The organism is Streptomyces sp. NBC_00490 (assembly GCF_036013645.1).
GTDB lineage: Bacteria > Actinomycetota > Actinomycetes > Streptomycetales > Streptomycetaceae > Streptomyces > Streptomyces canus_F.
The window spans coordinates 7371944-7397788 of sequence record NZ_CP107869.1; the positions used below are offsets into that span (position 1 = coordinate 7371944).

Below are 25845 nucleotides of genomic sequence, written 5' to 3' on the forward strand. Positions count from 1 at the left end.
GGCCGGCAGCAGCCATCGAGGTGTGGTCTGCGATCACTGGGCGGCCGCCCGATGCTCCTCGCGTCCGGCCGTCGTACGCCGTACTGAGGCGCACCAAGGCGGGTGCCGTTCGAAGCCGTATGCCGTACGCGGCTGACCGCGACGCGAACCAGAGCGATCCGTGGACATGCTCAAGCCGGACCGCTCCGACGGCTCGGGCTCGGAGCGTTCCCCGACCTCTGATCCACAAGGGTCGGGGTTCTGCGGTGCTTCTTCAGCGGGCTGCCGCGCGGCGCAGGACTTCCGAGGCGGCACCGCCGGTGCGAGGCAGCGGGGGCGGCGCCTCGGAGAGAGCGAAGGGCTCCGGTGCCGAATCGGAGTTGGGGCGGCGGCCGCCGCGCCCCTCGCCGAGAACCTGCCAGCCGTCACGGGTCAGCGTGATGTACGCACCGCAGCGCAGCCCGTGCAGCGTGCAGGCGTCCCGCAGGCCCCACATCCACGCGCCGTCCTCCTCTGTCCAACGCGCGTCGCCGTCCCGGCAGTAGAGCAGCACGGCGGTACGCACCGGAGTGCGGCGCCGCAGGTCGTGCGGGATGACCCTGCGCAGCTGTGCGAGCAGCGTGTTGCGGAACATCCAGCCGTCGGCCGGGGCCGGGCGTCGGGTGAACGACGCACTCGCGCACAGCCGCTCGTCCGGATCGAGCACGGCCACGATCGCGGTCGCCGGCTTCGGGCGATGCCGGGAGTGCAGTCCGCTGACGACCTCCCGTGGGTTGCGCAGCAGGGGTATTCCGGCTGCGGCCCACTCCGCGGGTTCGAGCATGCGGGTCAGCGGGTTGTTGGATGCGGCGGACAGGTCGGCAGACGTCGACGTGGATGCCGCGGAGGACGGAGCGAATCCGAAGGTCACGGTCCTCCCTTCGGCTACGCGCCCACACTGCGGGCGGGGTCGGATTCGGGGGAACGCACGCCGCAGCAGAGCCCTACCGGACCACGGGCGAGCCGTGCGGGGAGCGGACTTCAATTCTTCCTGTCGAACTTGGTTGCGGCAACGAGCAATTGGGGTCACCGACCGGAATCTGGTGGTGTGTGGTTTATATCCCTACCCGTCGAAGCGCCGTGTGACGCCCGGGACATCCGCGCACCTCAGCGAGGTGCGGAGTCCCGAGGTGCCGGGCAGTCGGTGTGTGCCGTCGGAGACCGGGTTCCGCAACGCGGTGTCATCAACCCTGCACGGCCAGCACCAGCGGCAACACCCCCTGCGCACCGGCTCGTCGGAGCATCCGGGCGACCACCGCGAGGGTCCAGCCCGTCTCGGTGAAGTCGTCCACGAGGAGGACGGGACCCCCGGCTTCGGCCAGCGCGGCAGAGAGGGCGGACGGCACGACGAGGGCTCCGTCGAGTGCCTTGAGGCGCTGGGCGCTGTTGCTCCGGGACAGCGGGGGCGCCTCGCCCGCGTACTCCACCGACCCCAGCAGTGGCAGTCGCCCGACCTCCGCGATGCGCGCACCGAGGGAGTTGATCAGCTGAGGCCGGGTGCGCGAGGGGACGGTGACCACACCGACGGGCCGTGGCGGGGCGTCCGGCGCCCCCGAAGCCCAGCCGCCCGGGCCCCTGGCCCAGTCGGTCAGCACGCCCACGACCGCCTTCGCGACGTCGTCGGGCACCGGACCGTCCGGGGCCTGGGGGGCGAACATCGGTCGAAGCCGGTTTCCCCACCCGATGTCCGACAGGCGGCCCAACGCCCTTCCGGGTGCGGTCTGTTCGCCTGCCGGGATGCGACCCTTCAGCTCGACACCGATCGCCGGCAGCCCGGTGGGCCACATGCGGCGCGGCTCGACCTCAACGCCCGCCCGGCCCAGGTCGACGCGTGCGGCGTCCAGTGCGGCCGTCGAGGTGTCGGCGGTGAAGCGCGTCCCCGCGCAGTTGTCGCAGCGTCCGCAGGGCTTGGCCCCCTCGTCGTCCAGCTGGCGCTGCAGGAACTCCATCCGGCAGCCCGTCGTGGACGCGTACTCGCGCATCGCCTGCTGTTCGGCCTTGCGCTGCCGGGCGACCCACTCGTACCGCCCCGCGTCGTAGGCCCACGGCTCCCCGGTCGCGACCCAGCCGCCCTTGACCCGATGGACGGCCCCGTCCACGTCCAGGACCTTGAGCATGGTCTCCAGCCGGGAACGGCGCAGTTCCACCAGCGGCTCCAGCGCGGGCAGCGACATCGGTCCGGTCGCGCGGGTGAGGACGTCGAGCGTGCGGCGCACGAGGTCCTCGGAAGGGAAGGCGAGAGAGGCGAAGTACTCCCAGATCGCCTCGTCCTCCTTGCCCGGCAGGAGGAGCACCTCGGCGTGCTCGACGCCGCGTCCGGCGCGACCCACCTGCTGGTAGTAGGCGATGGGGGAGGAGGGCGAGCCCAGGTGGACCACGAAGCCGAGATCGGGCTTGTCGAAGCCCATGCCCAACGCGGAAGTGGCGACCAGGGCCTTGACCCGGTTGGCCAGCAGGTCGTCCTCGGCCTGCTGACGGTCGGCGTTCTCCGTCTTGCCCGTGTACGAGGTGACGGTGTGGCCCCGCTGCCGGAGGAAGGCGGTGACCTCCTCGGCGGCGGCCACGGTGAGGGTGTAGATGATGCCGGAGCCCGGCAGCTGGTCCAGGTGGTCGGCCAGCCAGGCCATCCGGTGCGCGGCGTCCGGCAGCGGCAGGACGGCCAGGCTCAGGCTCTCCCGGTCCAGCGGGCCGCGCAGGACCAGGGCGTCCGAGGTGGCCCCCGTGCCGAGCTGCTCGGCCACGTCGGCGGTCACACGCGCGTTGGCGGTGGCGGTCGTCGCCAGCACGGGGACGCCGGGCGGGAGGTCGGCGAGCATGGTGCGCAGCCGCCGGTAGTCCGGGCGGAAGTCGTGGCCCCAGTCGGAGATGCAGTGGGCCTCGTCCACCACGAGGAGCCCGGTCGCGGCGGCCAGCTTGGGCAGCACCTGGTCGCGGAAGTCAGGGTTGTTCAGCCGCTCGGGGCTGACGAGCAGGACGTCGACCTCGCCGGCCGCGATCTCGGCCTGGACCGTGTCCCACTCCTCCGTGTTGGAGGAGTTGATGGTCCGTGCGTGGATGCCGGCCCGGGCGGCGGCGTCGACCTGGTTGCGCATCAGCGCGAGAAGCGGCGAGACGATCACGGTGGGGCCGCTGCCCCGGGAGCGCAGCAGCGACGTCGCCACGAAGTACACCGCGGACTTGCCCCATCCCGTGCGCTGTACGACGAGGGCCCGCCGTTTGTCGGCCACCAGCGCCTCGATCGCCCGCCACTGGTCCTCCCGCAGCCGGGCCGTGCCCGTGGGGTCCCCGACGAGACGGGCGAGAACCGCGTCGGCGGCCACTCGGAGATCGGCGTTGCTCGTGTGCTCCATGCGTCCATACAACAGGACGCCACTGACAATCCGGGCCCCGGACCACTCGGGGCGGGGCGCTGGGCGGAGGTGCCTGTGGACGAGGTCTCGCGGTCAAGATGTGAATTGACGTGTCCCTGGTCGGGGTTATCCACAGGGCAAAGCGGAACTTCATGATCCGCGAGATCGTCTGCGCATGACGAACCACAGCGAAACGACTGGATCCCCCGAAAACGGTGACGCGGCGGGACAGGAGCCGCGCGCACCCCACGGTGTGCACGGCGGGCACGCGACGCCCATGGGCCACCTCGACTGCACCACCTACGACGGCCACAGCGCCGAGCATCAGGTGACGCTGCGCACCCCGGCCGAACTGGCCGACGCCCTGCCGTATCTGCTCGGATACCGCCCCGAGGACAGCATCGTCCTGGTCGCCCTCCACGACCGGGGCGGACGGGGCCGCTTCGGGGGCCGTGCCCGGCTCGGCGTCCCCGCCAGTGCCGACGACTGGCCCGCCGTGGCGCGACAGCTGGCCCACGGACTGGTCACCGGCAGCGAACGCAGGGGAGCCCGCCCCGAGCAGATGGTCGCCTATCTCTGTCAGGAGCCCGGAAAGGGCGAGTCCGGCAGGCAGGTGATGGAGCGACTGAGGGGGCTCGCCCAGAAGCTGCGCGTCGAGTGCGGTCTCCTCGACGTACCGGTGATCGAGGCGCTGTGCATTTCGGACGGTCGCTTCTGGTCCTACTGCTGCGGAAGCGAGGAATGCTGCCCGCCCGAAGGGGAGGCGATGGGTCTGCCCGGCACATCCGTCCTGGCGGCAGCCGCCACCTACGCCGGGCTCCAGGTGCGCGGCACCCTCAGGGAGCTGCGGGGCAGGCTGCTGCCCTGGGAGAACGCTTCGGCCCTGGCTCAGGAAATCGCCCTGGACACGGGCAGTATGGCGATCGTCCCGAGGATCCTCGACGGCGCGAGCCGTACGGGCGTGGCAGAGGAGACGCTGCAGCTGGCGAGGCAGATCATGCAGCGTTACGCACTGGCTCCGGCCGTGTCCGGCACGCTCACGCAGGATCTCCGCGACGATCAATTGCTCGACCACGACGAGGCCGCCACGCTCATTCTCGGTCTGCAGGACCGCACCACTCGCGACCGCGCGGCCGAGTGGATGGAGGGCGACGAGGCCGTCCTCGCGCTCCGGCTGTGGCGGGCCCTGGCCCGGCGCTGTGTCGGCCCGTACGGCGAACACGCCGCCGCGCCGCTCACCCTCGCCGGCTGGGTCGCCTGGTCCACCGGCGACGACCTGGAGGCCAGGGAGGCCTTGGCCATGGCACTCGGCGCGGACCCCGACTACCTCTTCGCGCGGCTGCTCCACCAGGCCTGCAACGAGGGCCTGGACCCCGAGTCGATCCGCCGCTGTCTGCGCGCCGAGCGGGGGGACAGGGAACAGCCGGAAGCCGGAAGTCCCGAAGGCGCCGAGGACCCGGAGTCGGGCGACGTGGACGGACCTGCGTCCTGCGCCGCACCGGCTAGCGGGCGCCGACGCAGGACGCGACCCGGTGACGCTGCGGACGCCAGGGCGCAGGGGCAAGGGCACGGGGCCAAGGGTTCCCGCCCTCGTACGCCGGCGGCGGGAGGCACGAGGCCGCTGGCGGCGCGGGTGAACCGCACGCGGAAGAGGGCGGTGCGGAGTCGGGGCGGTGACACTGACGGGGACGTGTGAGCGGGAGCGACTGGTAGGCGGACCCGGGTCGGTGCCCAAGGGGCTTGGGCTGTCCGGACCTGAGCCCTCGGTATGTCCGTGCGCCCACACAGGCCGTCGGCCAGGGGCCTTGGCGGACCCGGACACCGCTCTTCGGAATGGCAGCCCGCATCGGCGTCCAGGGGCCGTCGCCGACCGAGCACCGACCTCAGATATGTCGGCCTACTTCCTGCCTAAGAGATGACAGCCGACCGGACCGGCCTGAGGAATGGCAGCCCACGTCGGTGACTGGCCGCTACGGCCGCCCTTACACCCGCCGCCAATCGGTCGGCTTGGCCGGTCACAGGCGTGACCCCGAGGAGCTCTGTTCCGTTCACCTGAGTGGCGGAACGCCTGGGCGGGCCTTGCCGGTGTGCCGCTCAGGCCGTTCAGGAACCTCCATGCCGACGCCGATCACGCCCGAGGCGCACAGAGCGCAGAAGAAGCCGCCCATGTATCAGCCGACTCCGCCCGCCGCCACCGACGACGACCGCTCCGCCGCAGGCGGACCAGGGCCGCAGACCGGCCTGCCACGGCACGCGGCCGGCGCCGACCGCCACGCGCCGGAGGGTCCGAGTGGCCCCTCTGCCTCCCCCGGCCAGGTCCGATACGCGCCCACGTCGCCCGAGGAAGAGGTGTATTCCGCCTGGCCGACGGGCCGAGTCGCACCCCCTGGTCCGGTGACCGCTCCAGGTCCACTCCACTTATCGGAGGCGCACCCCGACGGTCACCCTGGTTCTGCGATGCCTCCGGCCTCGGTGCCCTCGTGGGAGGCGACCCCTGATGGCCGTCCCGGGCCTGCGACGCCCTCGGTCTCACGCCCCTCGTGGGAGGCCGAGCCGGCCGATCGCCCCAGCCGGGGGAGGGCGACGGGCCCGCCAGGCGGGGGAGAGGAGGACCCGGCCGTTCTGTCCGGCTCGCCCCGTGCCCGATCGGCAGGTCGGCCGCACAACTCAGGTCCGTCGGCCGCCGAAAGGCCCGCCTCTCCGCCTCCCACGGGCCACCGCTCGGCACCACCTCAGCCCACCGGCCAGACAGGTCGCCCGCCGGCTTCACCTGGTCGTGGCAGCCCCCTTCCGCCACCCCGCCGCCCCGTCGACCTGCCGTCCACCCACACCGCCCTCATCTGCGTCGCTCTCCCGGGCCTCGTGATCTCCACGGAACAGGGGCAGTTGACCGGGCGGGGGCTGGAAGGGTTCTACCGGGCCGGTCGACGCGTGCTGTCCCGCTGCCAGGTCCGAGTGGCTGGACGCGAACCCGTCGCGGTCCAGTCGCGCATGACCACGGCCGACAGCGCCCGTTTCCTGGGAACCGTCCGGACCTCCGCGCACACGGGACCGGACCCGGACGTCGTCGTCGAGCGCGTCCGGCACGCGGACGGCACGGAGCGGATCACCCTGTACAGCGCGGCCCCACGCCCGCTGCGCCTACCGGTCGAGGTGGCCCTCGGGACGGACCTGGCCGACCTGGGGGCGATCGCGAGCGGCACCCCCGGACCCGAACTGCCCGCGAGCGTCCACGACTCCGGTCTGCGCTGGTCCTCGCCCGTCGGCAACTCGTCGATCACTGCGGACCCGCAGCCCGCCGACGCGCTGGCCTCGGCCGGGTTGCTGCGCTGGGAGTTCGTCCTGCCCCCGGGAGGCAGTACGAGCGTGGAACTGCGGGTCCGTCCGGACGGTACGGGGCCCGTGCGGGCCGTGGGCCGGGCGGCCACCAGTCCTCTCGCCCCCGCACAGGCAGCGGGCGACGATCCCCGAGTCCGGGACCTGCTCCGGACGAGCATCGAGGACCTCCAGGCGCTGCTCCTGCGGGACCCCGCACATCCCACCGACACACACCTGGCCGCCGGAGCCCCCTGGCGATGTGGCCTGGCCCCGGCCGAGGCGCTTGCCGCCGCCCGAATGCTCCTGCCACTCGGTACCCGGCTGGCCGCGGGCACCCTGCGCACCCTTGCCCGCACCCAACTCCGGGGCCCGGGAGAGCAGTCCGGCATGATCCCCGGACCCAGACGCGACGCGGGCACCCATCTCCCGCCGAGCTGCACCGGCACGGAAGCCACGCTGCTCTTCCCCGTGCTCCTCGCGGAAGCGCGCCGCTGGGGCCTTTCCGATCCCGACACGGAAGAACTGCTGCCCACGGCCGAACGTTGCCTGACCTGGCTGCGGACCACGGTGGGGGATGCCCCCTACCTGCGCGATCCCCAGCCCGCCGGACCGGTCCGCTGCGAGACACAGGCTCATGCCCATCGAGCCGCACTGCTCGGCGCCGATCTGCTGGACGCCTGCGGCAGACCGGGCGGTGCCGGGCTGCGGCAATGGGCCCAGGAACTGCGGGCCGCGTTCCGGGAGGAGTTCTGGATCGACGACCTGGGCGGTGGCCGGCCCGCGGCCGCCCGTGCTCCGGACGGGCGGCTCGTGCCACACCTGGGCGCCGCAGCCGTCCACCTTCTCGACACGGGGCTCCTGGGCGGAGGTGAGCTGGCGTCCGGGCTGCTCGCCAAGGTGCAGACCGAACAGCTGGCCCGGCTGCTCGGCGGCCCCGCCATGGACTCGGGCTGGGGGTTGCGCGGTCTGGGTGCCAAAGAGGCGGGGTACAACCCGTTCGGCCACCGCGGGGGAGCCGTGCGCACCCACGAGACGGCCGTAGCCGTCGCCGGACTCGCCGCCGCCGGCTACGAGAAGGAGGCGGCCTCTCTGCTGCGGGGCACACTCGCGGCGGCCGAAGCCTTCGGTCACCGGCTGCCGGAGATGTACGCGGGGGAGCAGCGCACCGACGGGAGCGCCCCCGTCCCGCATCCGGCGGCGTGCCGGCCCGCGGCCACGGCGGCGGCAGCGGGCGTACTGCTGCTGACCACGCTCGCGGGCATCCGCCCCGACGCCCCCGCGGGGACCGTCACCCTGCGGCCGATGCGCAGCGCACCCCTGGGCGAGATCGTTCTGACCGGACTGCGGATCGCGGGTGCCCCGTTCTCCGTACGGGTCGGGCGGCTGGGCCTCGCCATGGTCGAGGAGGCGGCCGACGGGCTGCAACTGGGCGTGTGACCTCGTACGACGTGTCGCCGCACGACGGCAGGGAGGACGGTGCAACCCGCTCGAGCCGCAGTGGACCAGCCATCGATGCGGCCCACGAAGGGAGTGTTTATCGTCAGGCAGACGACTATGATCGCCGCATGCCCTACGACCCGTCAGCCTTTCCGCCCTTCGCCGTCACCGTGGACCTGGTCGTGCTGACCGTGCGCCGCCATGCTCTGTGCGCGCTGGCGGTGCGCAGGGGCGAGCCGCCGTTCCAGGGACGCTGGGCGCTGCCGGGCGGTTTCGTACGGGCCGATGAGGATCTGTCGCAGGCCGCGGCCCGCGAGCTGGCCGAGGAGACCGGGCTGCGTGCCCACGAGCCTGCCGCTCCCGTGCAGGACAACGGCGCCCACCTGGAGCAGCTCGCGACGTACGGCGACCCCAAGCGGGACCCCCGCATGCGGGTGGTCAGCGTCGCCCACCTCGCGCTCGCCCCCGACCTCCCCGCGCCCCGCGCGGGCGGCGATGCCAGCAACGCCCGCTGGGCGCCGGTCGAGGAGTTGCTGCAACGGGGCGGTTACGGGCGGGACGGCGAACCGGTCGCGCCGCTCGCCTTCGATCACGCTCAGATCCTGGCCGACGGTGTGGAGCGCGCCCGTTCCAAGATCGAGTACTCGTCGCTGGCGACGGCGTTCTGCCCCACCGAGTTCACCGTCGGAGAGCTGCGCCGCGTCTACGAAGCGGTGTGGGGAGTGGCGCTGGACCCACGCAACTTCCACCGCAAGGTGACGGGTACGCCGGGCTTCCTCGTCCCCACCGGCGGCACCACCACCCGGCAGGGCGGACGCCCCGCCCAGCTCTTCCGGGCCGGTGGCGCCACGCTGCTCAACCCGCCGATGCTGCGCCCCGAAGTATGACGACCACTCAATCTCCTTGCTGACGCCGCGAGATGTGACTCCACCGCCGCGGTCCAGACCGGCCGACCTCGCCCGCAGCCACCGAACAAGGGTCCGGCCGGGCTGAATCTCTGCTCACGGAGCGAGCCTTGCGGTGCCCGCAAAACCGGACATAGCGCGCTATCTTGCTACGGGTGATCCAGGCCTTCGGACTGACCAGCAACCCCCGCAAGGAGCTTCCGCCCGCCGTCGACGACGTCTCCTTCGAGGCACGCGCGGGCCGCGTCACCGCGCTGCTCGGCGCTCCGGGAGCGGGCAAGACGACAGCACTCAGACTCATGCTCGAACTCCAACAAGGCCGCGGGGTCACCTACTTCAGAGGACGCCCCCTGCGCCGGATCGCCCATCCGTCGCGCGAGGTCGGCGTGCTCCTCGGCGATGTGCCCGGGCACCCCGCCCGCACGGTCCGCGGTCATCTGCGCATGCTGTGCGCCGCCGCGGGCGTCCCGGTGCGTCGCGCCGACGAAGTGCTCGAGGTCGTCGGTCTCGTCAGCCTGCGCGAGGAACGCCTCGGGACCCTCTCGCGCGGAATGGACCGTCGCCTCGGCCTGGCCTGCGCCCTGCTGTCCGACCCGCACACACTCGTCCTCGACGATCCCGTCGGCGGGCTCTCCGCCCGTGAGAGCCGCTGGCTGTACGGCATGCTGCGCGCCCACGCGCACCAGGGCGGCACGGTCCTGATCACCGCGACCGACCCCAAGGAGGCCGCCCGCACCGCGGACCGGATCGTCACGCTCGAGGAGGGCCGACTCGTCGCCGACCAGGAGGCCGCCGACTTCTCCCGCACCCGACTGCGCCCCCGGGTCGCCGTCCGGACCCCGCACGCCGCCCGTCTCGCGACCCTGCTGACCAAGGAGGCCCGCACGGCACAGCGCTCCGTCGAGGTCGTGCGCGAGGGCGGCAGCCGTCTCTCCGTGTACGGCAGCACCTGCGCCGACGTGGGCGAGACCGCGTACCGTCACGGCATCCTCGTACACCAACTCGCGGACGAGATCGGCGACATGGGTCCCGGAGCGGGAGAGGCCCCCTCGGACGCACCGCAGGCCACCCGGAACGGGCACCGGCTCGACGCGGTCCGGGAACCCGACACCGCCGCACACGGTCCGGCACCGACCACTGCGCCCGGAACAGCGGAAGCACAGCCGAAGCTGTCTGCCGACGAGCCGCGACCGGACGCGGCCGCCTTCCGTCCCGAGGCCCTGGACGGAGTCGACCGGCAGTCGTCGACTGTCGCTCACGAAGGCCACCTCGATCCGGGTGGATCGCGGGAGGTGCCGTCGCCGCTCGCAGAGGACGGTCACGCCGACCAGGGGGAGGTCGGCGAGACACAGCTCGTCGCCGAGTCCGATCACTCAGAGGCCCACGAAGCCGGCAGTGCAGGCGAAGCCGACGTCAGTGCCCAACCAGCGACCTCCGCGCATACCTCGGCCGACAGCGCGACCACCCGGCAACCCTCCGCCGGTGCCGCACCCCAACCGGCCAAGGGCGTGTCGCCTCAGCGCCCCACGCGACCCCGACCCGCTGCCGGAGTCACCACCCTCACCGCCCTCTCCGAACTCCCGCCCCCCATCTCCGTCCGCCCCGCTCCCAGCCCGCTCCGCCCGCTGCGGTACGAGTTGCGCCGGGCCACCGGTGTCGGGACCGGGTTCCTCACCGGGGCTGCCGTACTCGTGGTCTCCGCCCTGACCGCCGCACTCCTCGCCCGTGTCGGTCATACCCCGCAGCACCGCCTGCTGGCCGCATGGCCGCAGGAGCTGCCGTTGCCGCCTGCTGCTCTGGGCGCGGGGCTGCTCGGGGCGTTCGCCTTCGGCGACGAGTTCCGCCACCCCGCACTGGCGGCGGACCGCGGCACCGTGCCCCGCCGACTGGGGCTGCTCGCGGCCAAACTCGTCGTCTCCGCTGTCACCGCGCTGCTGCTGGCCTTTCTCACGGTGGGCTGCGACGCCGAAGTGCTCTATCTCCTCTACGGACGAGAGCTCGCGCGAGTTCCCGCCGACTGGCTGCCGCTGAGCGCGAGTTGGTTCGGGCTCGTGATCGGATGCGCCTGGGCCGGTGTGCTGGCCGCCGGGATCTTCCGCTCCACCACGGCCGGGCTGGCGGCGGTGGTCGCGGTACCCGTCCTGGTCGTACCCCTCGTACAAAAGGTCTTGGAGGGACCGGCTGTGCGGACGGCGGCCGGGTTTCCACTGCGGCTGCGCGAGGGGCTCTTTCTGCAGTGGCCTTTCGGTGGAGAGCGCTATCTTTTCGCCGCGGCGCGCATGATCGCCCAACCTGTGGGTGGTGCGCTGGCGTTGTCGTTGATGGCCCTGCTCTGCGCATATGTGCTCACGACCCTGCGAAGCAGGGTCCGATGACGACCGCCCGTGCCCGTCCGGTCCTGCTCTGCGCACAACTCCCCGTGGAAAGCCCATTTCTTTCCGATAAGGCGTCAATTGCGACGGGGTGAGCGATCACCCTTTCGTGTGCTTTTCACCAAAGACCTCAAGGCAGTTGAGGCCAGCGCCGACAAATGATCCGTGAGTACCCTTGCGCACACCATGATGACCGCCGCCCGCTCCGCAGACTCCGGCCTCGCCGGCCCGGGCGGACTTGACCGCTACCCCTATGCCGAGGCGCCCGCCGCCGACCGTGGGATGTCCGCCTGGGACGCCGCGGATCCCGAGCTGGGGCGCGTGGGCCGACGCTCCGCGGGCAGCCGTGGACGCGGGCTGCACGGCCAACTCGTCCAGCAGCTGGGCCAGATGATCGTCTCTGGCGACCTGGGCGCCGACCGCCCGCTGGTGCCCGAGGAGATCGGCCAGCGTTTCGAGGTCTCCCGCACCGTCGTCCGTGAGTCCCTCCGTGTCCTGGAGGCCAAGGGCCTGGTCAGTGCCCGTCCGAACGTCGGCACGCGCGTGCGTCCCGTCAGCGACTGGAACCTGCTCGACCCGGACATCATCGAGTGGCGGGCCTTCGGGCCGCAGCGTGACGACCAGCGCCGCGAGCTGAGCGAGCTGCGCTGGACCATCGAACCGCTCGCCGCGCGCCTCGCCGCCGGGCATGGACGCGACGATGTCCAGCAGCGGCTCTCCGACATGGTCGAGATCATGGGCCATGCCATGGCGCAGGGTGACGCGCTCACCTTCTCCCGCGCGGACGCCGAGTTCCACTCCTTGCTCATCCAGGTCGCGGGCAACCGCATGCTGGAGCACCTCTCGGGAATCGTCTCGGCGGCCCTTCAGGTCTCCGGCGGTCCGCTCACGGGATGTGAGCGGCCCAATGAGGCGTCGCTGGTGCAGCACGGCAGGATCGTCGACGGCCTCGCCACGGGCGACGGGACGGCGGCCGAGGCGGCCGTACGGCAACTGCTCACCATTCATCCCGAGGTCGAGCGCGTGGTGCCGGCGCCGCGCGAGCACTGACCACGCACCGCGGGCGGTACGGCCGGAGGGTGCCTCCCCCTCCTGGGCATCGTTCGGCCGGTGAACCGTCCCCCCGTCGGACCCCGCAGGATCCTTCGGAATCCTGCGGGGTCCGATGGTGTGACAGGGCAGTTTTTCCTCTGAAGGGCTCGCTGGTGACCACCTCTGTCTATGTCTGACCGTTTTTGAACGCTTACGGGGTGTGACTCGGGCCACGCAGATTGGGCGTAACGCTTGTGGAAACAACGCGATGACCTAAGAGGTGACAGCCGCGGAGGGAATACGGACGCCGTCAAAGGCGCTGTGCATCTTCCCGGCCCCCGCCCGCACCGTCGGCCCATCCCCACGGCCGGTGGTCGGTTCCTGTCCATCCCGGACGGGGCCGGAAGCCGTTTTCCAACGTTCCGAGAGGTTGTTCGTGTCGGCCAGCACATCCCGTACGCTCCCGCCGGAGATCGCCGAGTCCGTCTCTGTCATGGCTCTCATTGAGCGGGGAAAGGCTGAGGGGCAGATCGCCGGCGATGACGTGCGTCGGGCCTTCGAAGCTGACCAGATTCCGGCCACTCAGTGGAAGAACGTACTGCGCAGCCTCAACCAGATCCTCGAGGAAGAGGGTGTGACGCTGATGGTCAGTGCCGCGGAGCCCAAGCGCACCCGAAAGAGCGTCGCAGCGAAGAGTCCGGCCAAGCGCACCGCCACCAAGACGGTCGCTGCGAAGACGGTGACCACGAAGAAGGCCACCGCCACCGCCACCCCGGCTGCCCCCGCCGCCGAGGCGTCCGTCGAGGACGAGGCGCCCGTGAAGAAGGCCGCCGCCAAGAAGACGACGACCGCCAAGAAGGCGGTCGCGAAGAAGACCGTCGCCAAGAAGACGGCGGCGAAGAAGACGGCCGCCGGCAAGGACGACGCCGAGGGCGCCGAGGACGAGGTCCTCGAGGAGATCAAGCCCGGCGAAGAGGAAGAGGAGGGCGGCGAGACCAAGGGCTTCGTCCTCTCCGACGACGACGAGGACGACGCGCCTGCTCAGCAGGTCGCCGTGGCCGGTGCCACCGCCGACCCCGTCAAGGACTACCTCAAGCAGATCGGCAAGGTCCCGCTGCTCAACGCGGAGCAGGAGGTCGAACTCGCCAAGCGCATCGAGGCCGGTCTGTTCGCCGAGGACAAGCTGTCCAACGCCGACAAGCTGGCTCCGAAGCTCAAGCGTGAGCTGGAGATCATCGCCGAGGACGGCCGCCGCGCCAAGAACCACCTTCTGGAGGCCAACCTCCGTCTGGTGGTCTCCCTGGCCAAGCGCTACACCGGTCGCGGCATGCTCTTCCTGGACCTGATCCAGGAGGGCAACCTCGGTCTGATCCGCGCGGTCGAGAAGTTCGACTACACCAAGGGCTACAAGTTCTCCACGTACGCCACATGGTGGATCCGTCAGGCGATCACCCGCGCCATGGCCGACCAGGCCCGCACCATCCGTATCCCGGTGCACATGGTCGAGGTCATCAACAAGCTCGCGCGCGTGCAGCGCCAGATGCTCCAGGACCTGGGCCGCGAGCCCACCCCGGAGGAGCTGGCCAAGGAACTCGACATGACCCCCGAGAAGGTCATCGAGGTCCAGAAGTACGGCCGCGAGCCCATTTCGCTGCACACCCCGCTCGGCGAGGACGGCGACAGCGAGTTCGGTGACCTCATCGAGGACTCCGAGGCCGTTGTCCCGGCCGACGCGGTCAGCTTCACCCTGCTGCAGGAGCAGCTGCACTCGGTGCTGGACACCCTGTCCGAGCGCGAGGCCGGTGTGGTCTCGATGCGCTTCGGTCTCACCGACGGTCAGCCGAAGACCCTCGACGAGATCGGCAAGGTGTACGGCGTGACGCGTGAGCGCATCCGCCAGATCGAGTCCAAGACCATGTCGAAGCTGCGCCACCCGTCGCGTTCGCAGGTGCTGCGCGACTACCTCGACTAGGTCGCGGTCGTACGACGTCGAAGGCCCGGTTCTCCTGGTGGGAGCCGGGCCTTCGTGCTGAGCGGGTGCGCGTCGCGCCGACGTGGATCACTCTGGGTGTCCCATGACCACCCCTGAGTGAGGAGCGTGCATGCGCCGTCCCTTTGCCCGGACACTGAACGGGTCGCTGATGCTGGCGGCCGTGGCGGGTGTCATACCGCTGGTGTCCGCCGCCCCCGTGGCCGCCGACAGCGTCGTCGTCGGCGGGTTTCCCGTCGACATCTCCGAAGGGCCGTGGACCGTGGCCCTCTCCAGCCGTGACCGCTTCGGAGGTACTCGCGCGGGACAGTTCTGCGGCGGTGTCGCCGTGAGCCGGACCGTCGTGCTCACCGCCGCGCACTGTATGGGTGCGGATGTGCTGGGGGCGCCTCCGAACCGGGTGCGCGATCTCAAGGTCATCGCGGGCCGCACGGACCTGCTCTCGGACCAGGGGCAGGAGATCCCCGTCAGCGACACCTGGGTGAATCCCGGATACGACACGAGCACCAACGCCGGAGACTTCGCGGTCCTCAGACTCGCCGAGCCCCTGGCGGGCAGTTCCGTCGTCACGATGGCGTCCGCCGGTGACGCGGCTTACGAGCCGGGGACGGCTGCCGTCGTCTACGGCTGGGGTGACGCCACGGGGGGTGGCGACTACGCGCGCAGTCTGCGGGCGGCACGCGTGCATGTGCTGGCCGACGCTCTCTGTGAGCGGGCCTACCCGGGCGGCGACGACGGCACCTATGCCTCCGGCCCGATGCTGTGCGCCGGGGAGGCGGAAGGCGGTGTCGACGCCTGTCAGGGGGACAGCGGCGGGCCGCTGGTCGCCCAGGGGAAGTTGGTAGGGCTCGTGTCCTGGGGGAGCGGCTGCGGTCGCCCGGGCAGCCCAGGCGTCTATACGCGCGTGTCCGACGTCGTACGGACGCTGGGGTGGGGCAGGGGCCTGCGAGGGCCGCACGCGGCCCCCTGACGGCGCCTGAGGGTCATTGCCGGATACGGCGCGGGCGGCCGCCCCTGCTTCCAGGGGCGGCCGCCCGTGTGCCGGCCTGTGCCGACGCTGGCTCGTCGTGGACGCGAGGTGTCAGCGCTCTTCTTCGTTGGAGGATGCCGGAACGGTCGTCAGCCGCTCCGTCTCGTCCTGTATCTCAGCGGCGATCTTCTTGAGTTCCGGCTCGAACTTGCGGCCATGGTGGGCGCAGAAGAGCAGTTCACCGCCACTGAGCAGGACGACGCGCAGGTATGCCTGGGCGCCGCAGCGGTCGCAGCGATCGGCGGCCGTCAACGGGCTCGCGGGGGTCAGAACAGTAGTCACGTCGCCTCTTCTCTAGCTCGACGAGCTGTCGTACCAGGGTCAACATCCAACCAGCCCCAAAACGTTCCCGCTCTGGGTCTCTCCTCGAAAAAAATCTTCGAGTCCGGCTGTCTGCTGCCGGTTGGCGGCGAATGTGCCGTATTGCGTGTCTATGTGTCTTACGGGTTCGCTCTTGCTGTCAAGGTCCATCCTCCCGGCTGGGTTGCCGGTTGTTCATGAGGACGTGCCCGGAGCCTAAATGGTTCATGCCTCGAAGGGAACGTGATATGTACTTCACTCAATCGAGGGATCGAACACCTATGCGACCCTGGACTATCGTGAGTTTGGGACGAGGGTGGCGTTACAACGGCTCTACCAGGCCTCGGTACCCTCTTGGCGGCGACCGAAGCCGCGCCCTTACCCACAAGGGCCACATCTGAAATTCAGCGAGGAGCGAACCGCGTGACCGCCGAGACGTCCGTGCCGTCCACAGCGCTGCTGGCAGGAGCAGACCGGGACGGTTCCAACTACACCGCGCGGCACCTCCTCGTCCTCGAGGGGCTCGAGGCCGTGCGCAAGCGCCCGGGTATGTACATCGGCTCGACCGACAGTCGAGGCCTGATGCACTGCCTCTGGGAGATCATCGACAACTCCGTGGACGAGGCCCTCGGGGGCTACTGCGACCACATCGAGGTCATCCTGCACGATGACGCCTCGGTGGAGGTCCGGGACAACGGCCGGGGCATCCCGGTCGATGTCGAGCCCAAGACCGGCCTGTCCGGCGTCGAGGTCGTCATGACGAAGCTGCACGCCGGCGGCAAGTTCGGCGGAGGGTCGTACGCGGCCTCCGGCGGCCTGCACGGCGTCGGTGCCTCCGTGGTGAACGCCCTGTCCGCCCGGCTGGACGTCGAGGTGGACCGCGCCGGCAACACGCACGCGATCAGCTTCCGACGCGGCGTCCCCGGCTCCTTCGCCGCGATCGGTCCCGACGCCAAGTTCGAGACGGGCGGCCTGCGCAAGACCAAGCGGGTCCCCAAGACCCGTACCGGCACGCGCGTGCGCTACTGGGCCGACCGGCAGATCTTCCTCAAGGACGCCAAGCTGTCCTTGGAGAACCTCCACCAGCGCGCCCGTCAGACCGCGTTCCTGGTGCCGGGGCTGACCATCGTCGTCCGTGACGAGTTCGGTCTCGGCGAGGGCGGCAGCAAGGGAGAGGAGTCCTTCCGCTTCGACGGCGGCATCAGCGAGTTCTGCGAGTACCTCGCCACCGACAAGGCGGTCTGCGACGTCCTCCGTTTCTCCGGCCAGGGCACCTTCAAGGAGACGGTGCCGGTCCTGGACGAGCATGGACAGATGACGCCCACCCAGGTCACCCGGGAGCTCGACGTCGATGTCGCCATGCGCTGGGGCACGGGCTACGACACGACCCTGAAGTCGTTCGTCAACATCATCGCGACCCCCAAGGGCGGCACCCACGTCGCGGGCTTCGAGACCGCCGTGGCCGGCACCATGAACGAGGTGCTGCGCGCCAAGAAACTGCTCCGTGTCGCCGAGGACGACATCGTCAAGGACGACGCCCTGGAGGGCCTCACGGCGGTGGTGACGGTGCGACTGGCCGAACCGCAGTTCGAGGGGCAGACGAAGGAGGTCCTCGGTACCTCGGCGGCCCGCCGCATCGTGAACACCGTGATCGCCAAGGAGCTCAAGGCGTTCCTGACGTCCACGAAGCGGGACGCGGCGGCGCAGGCCCGGGTCGTCATGGAGAAGGCGGTCGCTGCCGCACGCACGCGTATCGCGGCCCGCCAGCACAAGGACGCGCAGCGCCGGAAGACGGCCCTGGAGTCCTCGTCGCTGCCCGCCAAGCTCGCCGACTGCCGCAGTGACGACGTCGACCGCAGCGAGCTGTTCATCGTCGAGGGCGACTCCGCGCTCGGTACGGCGAAGCTGGCCCGGAACTCGGAGTTCCAGGCGCTGCTGCCGATCCGCGGCAAGATCCTCAACGTCCAGAAGTCGTCCGTGACCGACATGCTCAAGAACGCCGAGTGCGGCGCGATCATCCAGGTCATAGGGGCGGGGTCGGGCCGGACCTTCGACATCGACGCGGCCCGCTACGGCAAGATCATCATGATGACCGACGCCGATGTGGACGGCTCCCACATCCGGACCCTGCTGCTGACGCTGTTCCAGCGCTACATGCGGCCGATGATCGAGGCCGGCCGGGTGTTCGCGGCGGTGCCGCCGCTGCATCGCGTCGAGCTCGTCCAGCCGAAGAAGGGGCAGGACAAGTACGTCTACACGTACTCGGACCGAGAGCTGCGCGACAAGCTCATGGAGTTCCAGACGAAGGGCGTCCGGTACAAGGACTCCATCCAGCGGTACAAGGGCCTCGGTGAGATGGACGCCGACCAGCTGGCCGAGACGACCATGGACCCCCGCCACCGCACGCTGCGACGCATCACCTTCTCCGACCTGGAGGCCGCCGAGCAGGTCTTCGACCTCCTGATGGGCAACGATGTGGCGCCGCGCAAGGAGTTCATCTCCAACTCGGCGGCGACGCTGGACCGGTCGCGCATCGACGCGTAACGCCGCGCTGGGCTTGGGCCGGGAACCCGGACCGGCGATGCCGGAGTGGGGCCCGGCCGGGCTTGGCGGGGCCGGGCTTGGCGGGGCCGGGCTTGGTGGGCCGGTCCGGTGAGCGCGGCTGCGCCGGGAGTGGTCGCCGGTCGTCTCGGGCCGGTGAAGTCGCCGGGCTCGGCCCGGGGTGCGTCTGAGGCGCGCCTCCGGTTCACCTCGAGGCGCACGAACGCTCCCGGCGGGGCGCGACGCGGTGAGACCGGTCGGTGTCGGCCGGCGTAGGGCCGCCCCGCCCACGACCGACTGGCGGCAGCGTCTCTCCACCCGTGGGTGGACGCCGCCGCACTCGCGGATCCACCCACGATCCACCCCTGCTCCGATCTCCTGACCTGCGAATTTCCGTAGCTTCGAAGGCGTCGGCAGCACTCGCTGTCGGCACGGCCCTTCTTCGCTCACGGAGGCTCCGATGTCCGGGCTGGTCGACGCGTTTCTGATCGTGGCCGTGGTCGCCCTGGTGATCGCGCGCCAGTTCCGCGCGCAGCGGATCGACGCGGGACGGCGCTGGTGGCTGCTGCCCGTCGTCCTGGGCGTCGTGGCGCTGCGCGAGCCCGGCATCGTCGATGCCCGACACCACACGGCGTCGGTCGTCCTGCTCAGCGCCGAGCTGCTCATCGGTCTGGCCACCGGAGCCGCCTGGGCCTGGACCACCCGCATATGGACGGAGCCGGACGGAGCCGTGTGGAGCAGGAGCACCAAGGCGAGCGGCATGGTCTGGTTCGTCGGCATAGCCCTCCGCGCCGGCCTCTACGCCCTCGGTGCCGCCCTGGGTGTCCACCAGGAGTCGTCCGCCCTGCTCCTCGCCCTGGCAGCCACACTGCTCGTCCGCTCCGGGATCCTCGCCCTGAGGGCCGGGTCCCCGCACACGGCTCCCGCACAGGGCGCGGCGTACGGTGACGGCATGCCCCGGCCCGCACGGAAGGAGCGTGTGTGACGGAGAACGCCTGGACACGCTGGCCTTCGCGGGAGGCGCTGGGCCGTGACGGCGCCGCGCGGTCCCGGCGGCTGATCGGCTGGGTCGTGCGGCTGTTGGTGATCGGCATGCTGCTGTGGGGTGCCTACGACAGCACGCACGTCCATGGGTGGGGCGTGGCCGGGGCCGTCGCGGGAGTGCTGCTGACCGCCTTCGTCGCCTGGGCGTTCTGGCGCGCCACGCTCGCGCACCGGCTCCTGCCGTCGATGGCGCTCATCGCCGTGCTCGTGGGGATCGCGGTCGTGGGGCAGGCCGCCGACTTCACCACGGTGGCTCTCGTCATCTGGTGCGGCTGTGCCATCAGCGCCCTGGAGCGGCTCCCCCTCGCCGCCGCGCTGCCCGTGACGGCGGTCTCCCTCGGAGCCTTCGCCGTGATGAACGACGACGCGTGGCTGACGACCGCGGTGACGGCGGCCGGGCTGGCGCTCGCCGGCTACACCCTGCGCCTCGACGCCGAAGCCCGTGGCAACGCCCAGCGGCTGCTGGCGCAGGAGCGGGCCGCGCGGGAGGCGGAGGCGGAGTCGGCGGCCCTCGCGGAGCGGGCCCGCATCGCACGGGAGATCCATGACGTGCTGGCGCACAGCCTCTCGGCGCAGCTCGTGCACCTGGAGGCCGCGCGGCTCCTGATCGAGCGGGGCGCCGACCGGGAGCAGATCCTCGAGCGGGTCGTGGCGGCACGGGGGATGGCGCGGGACGGGCTCGCCGAGACCCGGCAGGCTCTCTCGGCGCTGCGCGGTGATCTCACGCCGTTGGAGGACTTCCTGGCCCAGCTGGTGGAGACGACCGCCGATGCCGAGGTCACCATTACGGGTGAGCGCAGGGGACTGCCGGCCGAAGCCTCGCAGGCTGTCCGCAGGGTGGCCCAGGAGGCGCTGACCAATGTCCGCAAGCACGCTCCGGGCGCCAAGGTGCGGCTGAGACTGGACTACGGCGAACACCAAGTGACCCTGGGCGTACGGGACTCGGGGGGATCGCCGGGCGAACTCACCGCTGCGGGGGCCGGGTACGGTCTGCTGGGCATGCGGGAGCGTGCCGAGCTGCTCGGCGGGTCGCTGGAGGCCGGGCCGGACGAGGAGGGGTTCGTGGTGACGCTGAAGGTGCCCGTATGACGCAGGAGGTCCAGGGCAGGACCGCGCGGGTGGTGGTCGCTGACGACCAGACCGTCGTCCGGGAGGGCATCGTGATGCTGCTCGGGTTGCTGCCCGGTGTCGAGGTCGTCGGCGCGGCGGGCGACGGGGACGAGGCGGTGCGGCTCGTGGCCGAACTCGCCCCGGACGTGGTGCTGATGGACCTGCGCATGCCCCGCTGCGACGGCGTGGAGGCGACCCGGCGGATCCGGACCGAGCACCCTGGCACCCAGGTGGTGGTGCTCACCACGTACGCGGACGACGAGTCGCTGTTCCCGGCGCTGCGAGCCGGGGCGCGCGGTTATCTGACGAAGGACGCGGGTGGGGACGAGATCGTCAGGGCGGTGCACAGTGTGCTGTCCGGGGACGCCGGGTTGTCGCCGAGCATCCAGCGGCGGTTGCTGGAGCGGTTGTCGGACCCCGAGCAGCAGTCGGCCGAGCCGGTGGAGGCGCCGGACGGGCTCACGGGACGGGAGACCGAGGTGCTGGTGCTGATCGCCGATGGGCTCAGCAACCAGGAGATCGCCAGAAGGCTGCATGTCTCCACCGCGACCGTGAAGACGCACATCAACAACCTGTTCGCCAAGACGGGGCTCAAGGACCGGGCGCAGGCGGTGCGTTACGCGTACGCGAAGGGACTTGTGCGGCCTCCGGCGGGTTGAGTCACCTGATGGGGTGAAGCCCGAGGGGAAGAAGAGTCGGGGATCTTCCCGTTCTGTCCATCCTTGGGCATGCAGTCAAGCAACGGTCGTCCCCGCGGCGTCGGGGGTGGTCCCGAAAGTGCGGCCGAACACCACGGCGGTCACGACCCGGCACTCGCCGAGGCGCCCGAAGCCGTGAGGTACGAGGACCCCTGGTACGACGCGCTCGCCTCCGGCTGGGGTGAGTTGGGCGGTGCCGGTGCGCCGGTGCCGTTGCCCGTTGCTCAGGCCGGGCGGGCGCAGCGGGAGGAGGCGGCGGCTGCGGACGTGTACCTCCAGGTGCAGCGCAGTGCGGCCTTCCAGGAGGTGCGCGGCCGGTACCGGAGGTTCGTCGTGCCGGCGTGCGTCGTGTTCTTCGGCTGGTACGTGGGGTACGTCGTGACCGCGACGACCGCGCCCGGGTTGATGGCACGGCCGGTGGCGGGTGCGGTGAACGTGGCGATGGTCGCCGGACTGGGGCAGTTCCTCACCACCTTCCTGTTCACGTGGGCGTACGCACGGCACGCGCGGTTGCGCAGGGATCGGGCGGCGCTGGAGCTGCGGTGGGACACCCAGGAGCTGACGCGGGGCATCCGGGGCGGTGCTTCGTGACGGGCAACCATCAGACACTGGCGTTACTGCTGTTCAGCGCGTTCGTCGCGGTCACGCTGGCGATCACGACGTGGGTGAGCCGCAACCGGCACGGTTCGGCGGAGGAGTTCTACGCGGGGGGTCGCCTCTTCTCGCCGATGGAGAATGGTTTTGCCATCGCGGGTGACTACATGTCGGCGGCATCGTTCCTGGGCATCTCCGGGCTCATCGCGCTCTTCGGGTACGACGGGATGCTGTACTCGGTGGGCTTTCTCGTGGCGTGGCTGGTGGTGCTGTTCCTGGTCGCCGAACTGGTGCGCAACTGCGGGCGGTTCACGCTGGCAGACGTGGTGGCGGCGCGGATGCGTGAGCGGCCGGTGCGGATTGCGGCGGGAACGTCCTCGGTCACGGTGTCCGTTCTGTATCTGGTGGCTCAGATGGTGGGCGCGGGGAGCCTGGTCGCGCTGCTGCTCGGCGGTACCAGTGAGGCGGCGCAGACCTGGACGGTCATCGGGGTGGGCGCGCTCATGGTGATCTATGTGTCGCTGGGAGGGATGCGGGCCACCACATGGATCCAGATCGTGAAGGCGGTCCTGCTCCTCAGCGGCACGATCGTCCTGACCGTGCTCGTTCTGGTGCGCTTCCACGGAAATTTCGACCAGCTGCTGCTCACCGCGGCCGAACGCAGCGGGCACGGCGAGAAGTTCCTGGCGCCCGGGCTCAAGTACGGTGAGGACTGGACCGCGCGCTTCGACTTCATGAGCCTCGGACTGGCGCTGGTGCTGGGGACGGCGGGGCTGCCGCACATCCTCTCGCGTTTCTACACCGTGCCCACGGCGCGGGCGGCACGCCGTTCGGTGGTCTGGTCGATCGGGCTCATCGGCGGCTTCTATCTGATGACGATCGTCCTCGGTTTCGGGGCGGCCGCGATCGTGGGCCCGGAAGCGGTGCGCGGGTCCAACGCGGCCGGGAACACGGCCGTGCCCCTGTTGGCCCTCGACCTGGGCGGAGGCGAGAACTCCACAGGCGGAACGGTTCTGTTCGCGATCGTCGCCGCCATCGCCTTCGCCACGATCCTCGCGGTCGTCGCCGGCATCACCCTCGCCTCCTCCGCGTCGGTGGCCCACGATTTGTACGCGTCGCTGCGGCGACGGAACGCGAAGCCCCGCAGCGAGGTCGCCGTGGCGCGCCTCGCCGCCGTCGGTATCGGCGTGGTGGCGATCGGGCTCGGCCTCCTGGCCCGCGACCTCAACGTCGCCTTCCTGGTGGGTCTCGCCTTCGCGGTCGCCGCGTCGGCCAACCTGCCGGTGCTGCTCTACTCGCTGTTCTGGCGCGGCTTCACCACCCGGGGCGCGGTGTGGGCGGTGTACGGCGGGCTGATTCCGGCCGTCGTCCTCGTGCTGCTGTCGCCGGTGGTGTCGGGAAGCCCCGCGTCCCTGTTCCCGGGTGTCGACTTCCAGTACTTCCCGTTGCAGAACCCCGGCCTCGTCTCGATCCCGCTGGGCTTCCTCGCCGGGTGGCTCGGCACGGTCACCTCCGCGGAGGTGGCGGACGAGGCCAAGCACGCGGAGACCGAGGTGCGGTCGCTCACGGGGGCGGGAGCCGCCTAGGCCGTCGAGACGAGGACGGGGTGCCATCCGTAAGAGGGGAGGGCACGGTTCCCTTCCCCCGCCCCCACGGGCCGTGCCCTCTCAGGCGCGGGTCGCCCACACGTAACGGTGTTCCGGGCGGCCCGCGTCGCCGTATTTCAGGGTGAGGCGGGCACGTCCTGTGCGTTCCAGGAGCTTCAGATAGCGCTGAGCGGTCTGGCGGCTCACTCCGGTCCGTTCGGCGATCTCCTGGGCCGACAGGGGGCCTTCGGCGTTCATCAGGGACTGGCGTACGAGCTCCGCGGTCGTGGGGGAGTGGCCTTTGGGCAGGTCCGGCTCCGAGGGTGCGGACAGGGCACCGAAGATGCGGTCCACCTCGGCCTGCTCCGCCTCGCCGCCGCCGTCGAGGGTGCGGCGCAGCTCCGCGTACGCCTCCAGCTTGGCGCGCAGGCCCGCGAAGGCGAACGGCTTGACCAGGTACTGCAGCGCACCTTGCCGCATCGCCGCCTGCACGGTGGTGATGTCGCGGGCCGCCGTCACCATGATCACGTCGGTCTGGTGGCCGCGGCGGCGCATCTCCTGGACGACCGACAGACCCGTCTCGTCGGGCAGGTAGTGGTCCATGAGGACCAGGTCGAGCCGGGGCAGCAGCTCCACCTGGCGCAGCGCCTCCGCCGCGCTGTGCGCCTCGCCCGCCACATGGAAGCCCGGCACCTTCTCGACATAGGCGGCGTTGACCCGCGCGACACGCGTGTCGTCGTCCACGACAAGGACCTCGATCATCACGACTCCTCCTCGACGACTGCGGGTACGGTGAGCGCCGGTTCCAGGCCGGGGCCCGCCAGGGCCTCCGGCAGGACGACGGTGAACTCCGCGCCCCCGCCGTCGGCCTCGGTCACGGTCGCGCTGCCGCCCTGGCGTTCGGCCAGCCTGCGCACCAGGGAGAGCCCGATGCCGCGCTTGCCGTGGGCCGGCGGCTTCTTCGTGGACCAGCCTTCGGTGAAGACCAGTTCACGCTGTTCCGCGGGGATCCCGGGCCCCGTGTCACGCACCCTGAGAACGGCCGTACGTCCCTCGGCGCGCAACTCGACCTCCACGCGCGCGTGCGGTGTGCCCGCGACGGCGTCCAGCGCGTTGTCCACCAGGTTGCCGACGACCGTGACGATGCCCCGGGGATCGATCAGCCGATCGGGAAGCCAGGTCCGGTCCGAGATCCACAGCGCGACCGCGCGCTCCGCCGCGACGGTCGCCTTGCCGACCAGCAGGGCCGCGAGCAGCGGGTCCCTGATCTTCTCCGTGACCTGCTCCGCGGTGGCGCGATGGTCGCCGACCACCTCTCCGACGAACTCCACGGCGTCGTCGTACATCTCCAGTTCGAGCAGCCCGAGGACCGTGTGCATCCGATTGGCGTGCTCGTGGTCCTGGGCCCGCAGGGCGTCGATGAGACCACGCGTCGAGTCGAGCTCCCGGCCCAGCTGCTCCAGCTCGGTGCGGTCGCGCAGGGTGGCGACGGCGCCGCCGTCGTCGGTGGGCATGCGGTTGGCGATCAGGACCCGCTGGCCACGCACCGTGAGCAGGTCGGTGCCGGTCACCCGGCCGGCCAGTACGTCGGTCGTACGGCCCTCGCCGAGCGCCTCGTCCAGGGAGCGGCCGACGGCCTCGTCGCCGATGCCCAGCAGACGCCGCGCCTCGTCGTTGAGGAGGCGGATGCGGCCGCCGCGATCCAGCGCGACGACGCCCTCCCTGATGCCGTGCAGCATCGCCTCGCGCTCCGCGAGCAGCGCCGAGATGTCGGAGAAGGCCAGGTCACGGGTCTGCCGCTGGACCCGCCGGGAGATGAGCCAGGCGGCGAGCGCGCCGACGGCCAGGGCACCGCCCGCGTAGGCGAGCAGCCCCGGGATCGCGTGGATCAGCCGGGCCCGCACGCTGTCGTACGCGATGCCCACCGAGACCGCGCCGATGATGTCGCCGTCGCTGTCGCGCAACGGCACCTTGCCGCGGGCCGAGCGGCCCAGGGTGCCGTCGTCGATCTCCATGACCTGCTCGCCGGCCAGCGCCCGCGCGGGGTCGGTGGAGACGATCCCGCCGATCTGCCGCGGGTCGGTGTGCGACCAGCGCACGCCCCTCGTGTTCATGATCACGACGTACTCGGCCTGGGTGGCCCTCCGGATCCGCTCGGCCTCCACCTGCACCGGGCCGTCGACCGAGGGCGAGGTGCTCTGCAGGTCCTTCGCGATCTGCGGCTGCTCGGCGGTCGTCTGTGCGATCGCGAGGGCCCGGCGCATCGCCTGGTCGTCCAGCTGGTCGCTCAGCGGCGCGAGGAAGAGCCCGGTCGCGAGCACCGTGACCCCGGCGGCGATCGCGAGCTGCATCAGCAGCAGCTGCGAGAACATCCGCCGCGGCAGACCGAGGCGGAGGCGTCGTGCGGGGGGAGTGGGGCTCATACCCATGACGGTACGCGGACGGGTACGAGCTGCTGTAGGGGTGTGGCGTGGATCTCTTGATCAACACATGAAGGCCGTACGACCCTCATCGCACGGA

General features: G+C 71.1%; 18 protein-coding genes. 13 read left to right on the forward strand and 5 right to left on the reverse strand.

Features of this window, described 5'->3' with window-relative positions:
- Positions 1–253: 253 nt before the first annotated feature.
- Together OG381_RS33765 and OG381_RS33770 are read right to left on the reverse strand one after the other, a co-directional pair.
- Positions 254–889, reverse strand: coding sequence for a hypothetical protein (locus OG381_RS33765; protein ID WP_327719773.1), 636 nt, complete (start codon positions 887–889; stop codon positions 254–256).
- A 313-nt stretch (positions 890–1202) separates the two neighbouring features.
- Positions 1203–3368 (reverse strand): RecQ family ATP-dependent DNA helicase, encoded by a 2166-nt coding sequence (locus OG381_RS33770; RefSeq protein WP_327719774.1) that lies wholly within the window; start codon positions 3366–3368, stop codon positions 1203–1205.
- 175 nt (positions 3369–3543) lie between these two features.
- On the opposite strand from OG381_RS33770, the gene OG381_RS33775 reads away from it, so the two are divergent.
- The 7 genes from OG381_RS33775 to OG381_RS33805 all read left to right on the forward strand — a co-directional run bounded on the left by OG381_RS33775 (position 3544) and on the right by OG381_RS33805 (position 15392).
- Positions 3544–5064, forward strand: a complete 1521-nt coding sequence (locus OG381_RS33775) for a DUF4192 domain-containing protein (protein ID WP_327719775.1) — start codon at positions 3544–3546, stop codon at positions 5062–5064.
- Positions 5065–6206: 1142 nt separating this feature from the next.
- A complete protein-coding gene (locus tag OG381_RS33780; RefSeq protein ID WP_443062058.1) occupies positions 6207–8123 on the forward strand; it encodes a glycogen debranching N-terminal domain-containing protein in 1917 nt (638 codons plus the stop codon).
- A gap of 128 nt (positions 8124–8251) precedes the next feature.
- Positions 8252–9010, forward strand: a complete 759-nt coding sequence (locus OG381_RS33785; protein ID WP_327719776.1) for an NUDIX hydrolase — start codon at positions 8252–8254, stop codon at positions 9008–9010.
- A gap of 173 nt (positions 9011–9183) precedes the next feature.
- Entirely contained in the window at positions 9184–11403 is a 2220-nt protein-coding gene (locus OG381_RS33790) for an ATP-binding cassette domain-containing protein (RefSeq protein ID WP_327719777.1), read from the forward strand.
- Between the two features lie 162 nt (positions 11404–11565).
- Positions 11566–12450, forward strand: a complete 885-nt coding sequence (locus OG381_RS33795; protein WP_307025012.1) for a FadR/GntR family transcriptional regulator — start codon at positions 11566–11568, stop codon at positions 12448–12450.
- A 418-nt stretch (positions 12451–12868) separates the two neighbouring features.
- Positions 12869–14404, forward strand: coding sequence for an RNA polymerase sigma factor (locus tag OG381_RS33800; RefSeq protein ID WP_327719778.1), 1536 nt, complete (start codon positions 12869–12871; stop codon positions 14402–14404).
- A 130-nt stretch (positions 14405–14534) separates the two neighbouring features.
- On the forward strand, positions 14535–15392 hold the full coding sequence (locus OG381_RS33805; protein WP_327719779.1) for a S1 family peptidase: 858 nt from the start codon (positions 14535–14537) through the stop codon (positions 15390–15392).
- Between the two features lie 111 nt (positions 15393–15503).
- On the opposite strand, the gene OG381_RS33810 is transcribed toward OG381_RS33805, so the two are convergent.
- A complete protein-coding gene (locus OG381_RS33810; RefSeq protein WP_046257057.1) occupies positions 15504–15734 on the reverse strand; it encodes a DUF7455 domain-containing protein in 231 nt (76 codons plus the stop codon).
- Positions 15735–16175: 441 nt separating this feature from the next.
- Here OG381_RS33810 and OG381_RS33815 point away from each other — a divergent pair, with 441 nt between their 5' ends.
- The 6 genes from OG381_RS33815 (at position 16176) to OG381_RS33840 (ending at position 23325) form a co-directional block, all read left to right on the forward strand.
- Positions 16176–18296: a DNA gyrase/topoisomerase IV subunit B gene (locus OG381_RS33815; protein ID WP_327719780.1), complete on the forward strand. Its 2121-nt coding sequence runs from the start codon at positions 16176–16178 to the stop codon at positions 18294–18296.
- 457 nt (positions 18297–18753) lie between these two features.
- Positions 18754–19278 carry a DUF1453 domain-containing protein gene (locus tag OG381_RS33820; protein ID WP_327719781.1) on the forward strand — a complete coding sequence of 175 codons (525 nt, stop codon included), beginning with the start codon at positions 18754–18756 and terminating at the stop codon, positions 19276–19278.
- Positions 19275–20426, forward strand: coding sequence for a sensor histidine kinase (locus tag OG381_RS33825; protein ID WP_327719783.1), 1152 nt, complete (start codon positions 19275–19277; stop codon positions 20424–20426). The genes OG381_RS33820 and OG381_RS33825 overlap by 4 nt, the downstream gene beginning before the upstream one ends.
- A complete protein-coding gene (locus OG381_RS33830) occupies positions 20423–21106 on the forward strand; it encodes a response regulator transcription factor (RefSeq protein WP_327719784.1) in 684 nt (227 codons plus the stop codon). The genes OG381_RS33825 and OG381_RS33830 overlap by 4 nt, the downstream gene beginning before the upstream one ends.
- Positions 21107–21175: 69 nt before the next feature.
- Positions 21176–21736 carry a DUF485 domain-containing protein gene (locus OG381_RS33835; protein ID WP_327719785.1) on the forward strand — a complete coding sequence of 187 codons (561 nt, stop codon included), beginning with the start codon at positions 21176–21178 and terminating at the stop codon, positions 21734–21736.
- Positions 21733–23325, forward strand: coding sequence for a solute symporter family protein (locus tag OG381_RS33840; protein WP_327719786.1), 1593 nt, complete (start codon positions 21733–21735; stop codon positions 23323–23325). Before OG381_RS33835 ends, OG381_RS33840 begins: the two co-directional genes overlap by 4 nt.
- 81 nt (positions 23326–23406) lie before the next feature.
- Here OG381_RS33840 and OG381_RS33845 read toward each other — a convergent pair whose 3' ends face one another.
- Together OG381_RS33845 and OG381_RS33850 are read right to left on the reverse strand one after the other, a co-directional pair.
- Complete coding sequence (locus OG381_RS33845; RefSeq protein WP_046257064.1) at positions 23407–24087, reverse strand: response regulator; 681 nt, start codon at positions 24085–24087, stop codon at positions 23407–23409.
- A complete protein-coding gene (locus OG381_RS33850; protein WP_327719787.1) occupies positions 24087–25748 on the reverse strand; it encodes a sensor histidine kinase in 1662 nt (553 codons plus the stop codon). Before OG381_RS33850 ends, OG381_RS33845 begins: the two co-directional genes overlap by 1 nt.
- Between the last annotated feature and the right edge of the window lie 97 nt (positions 25749–25845).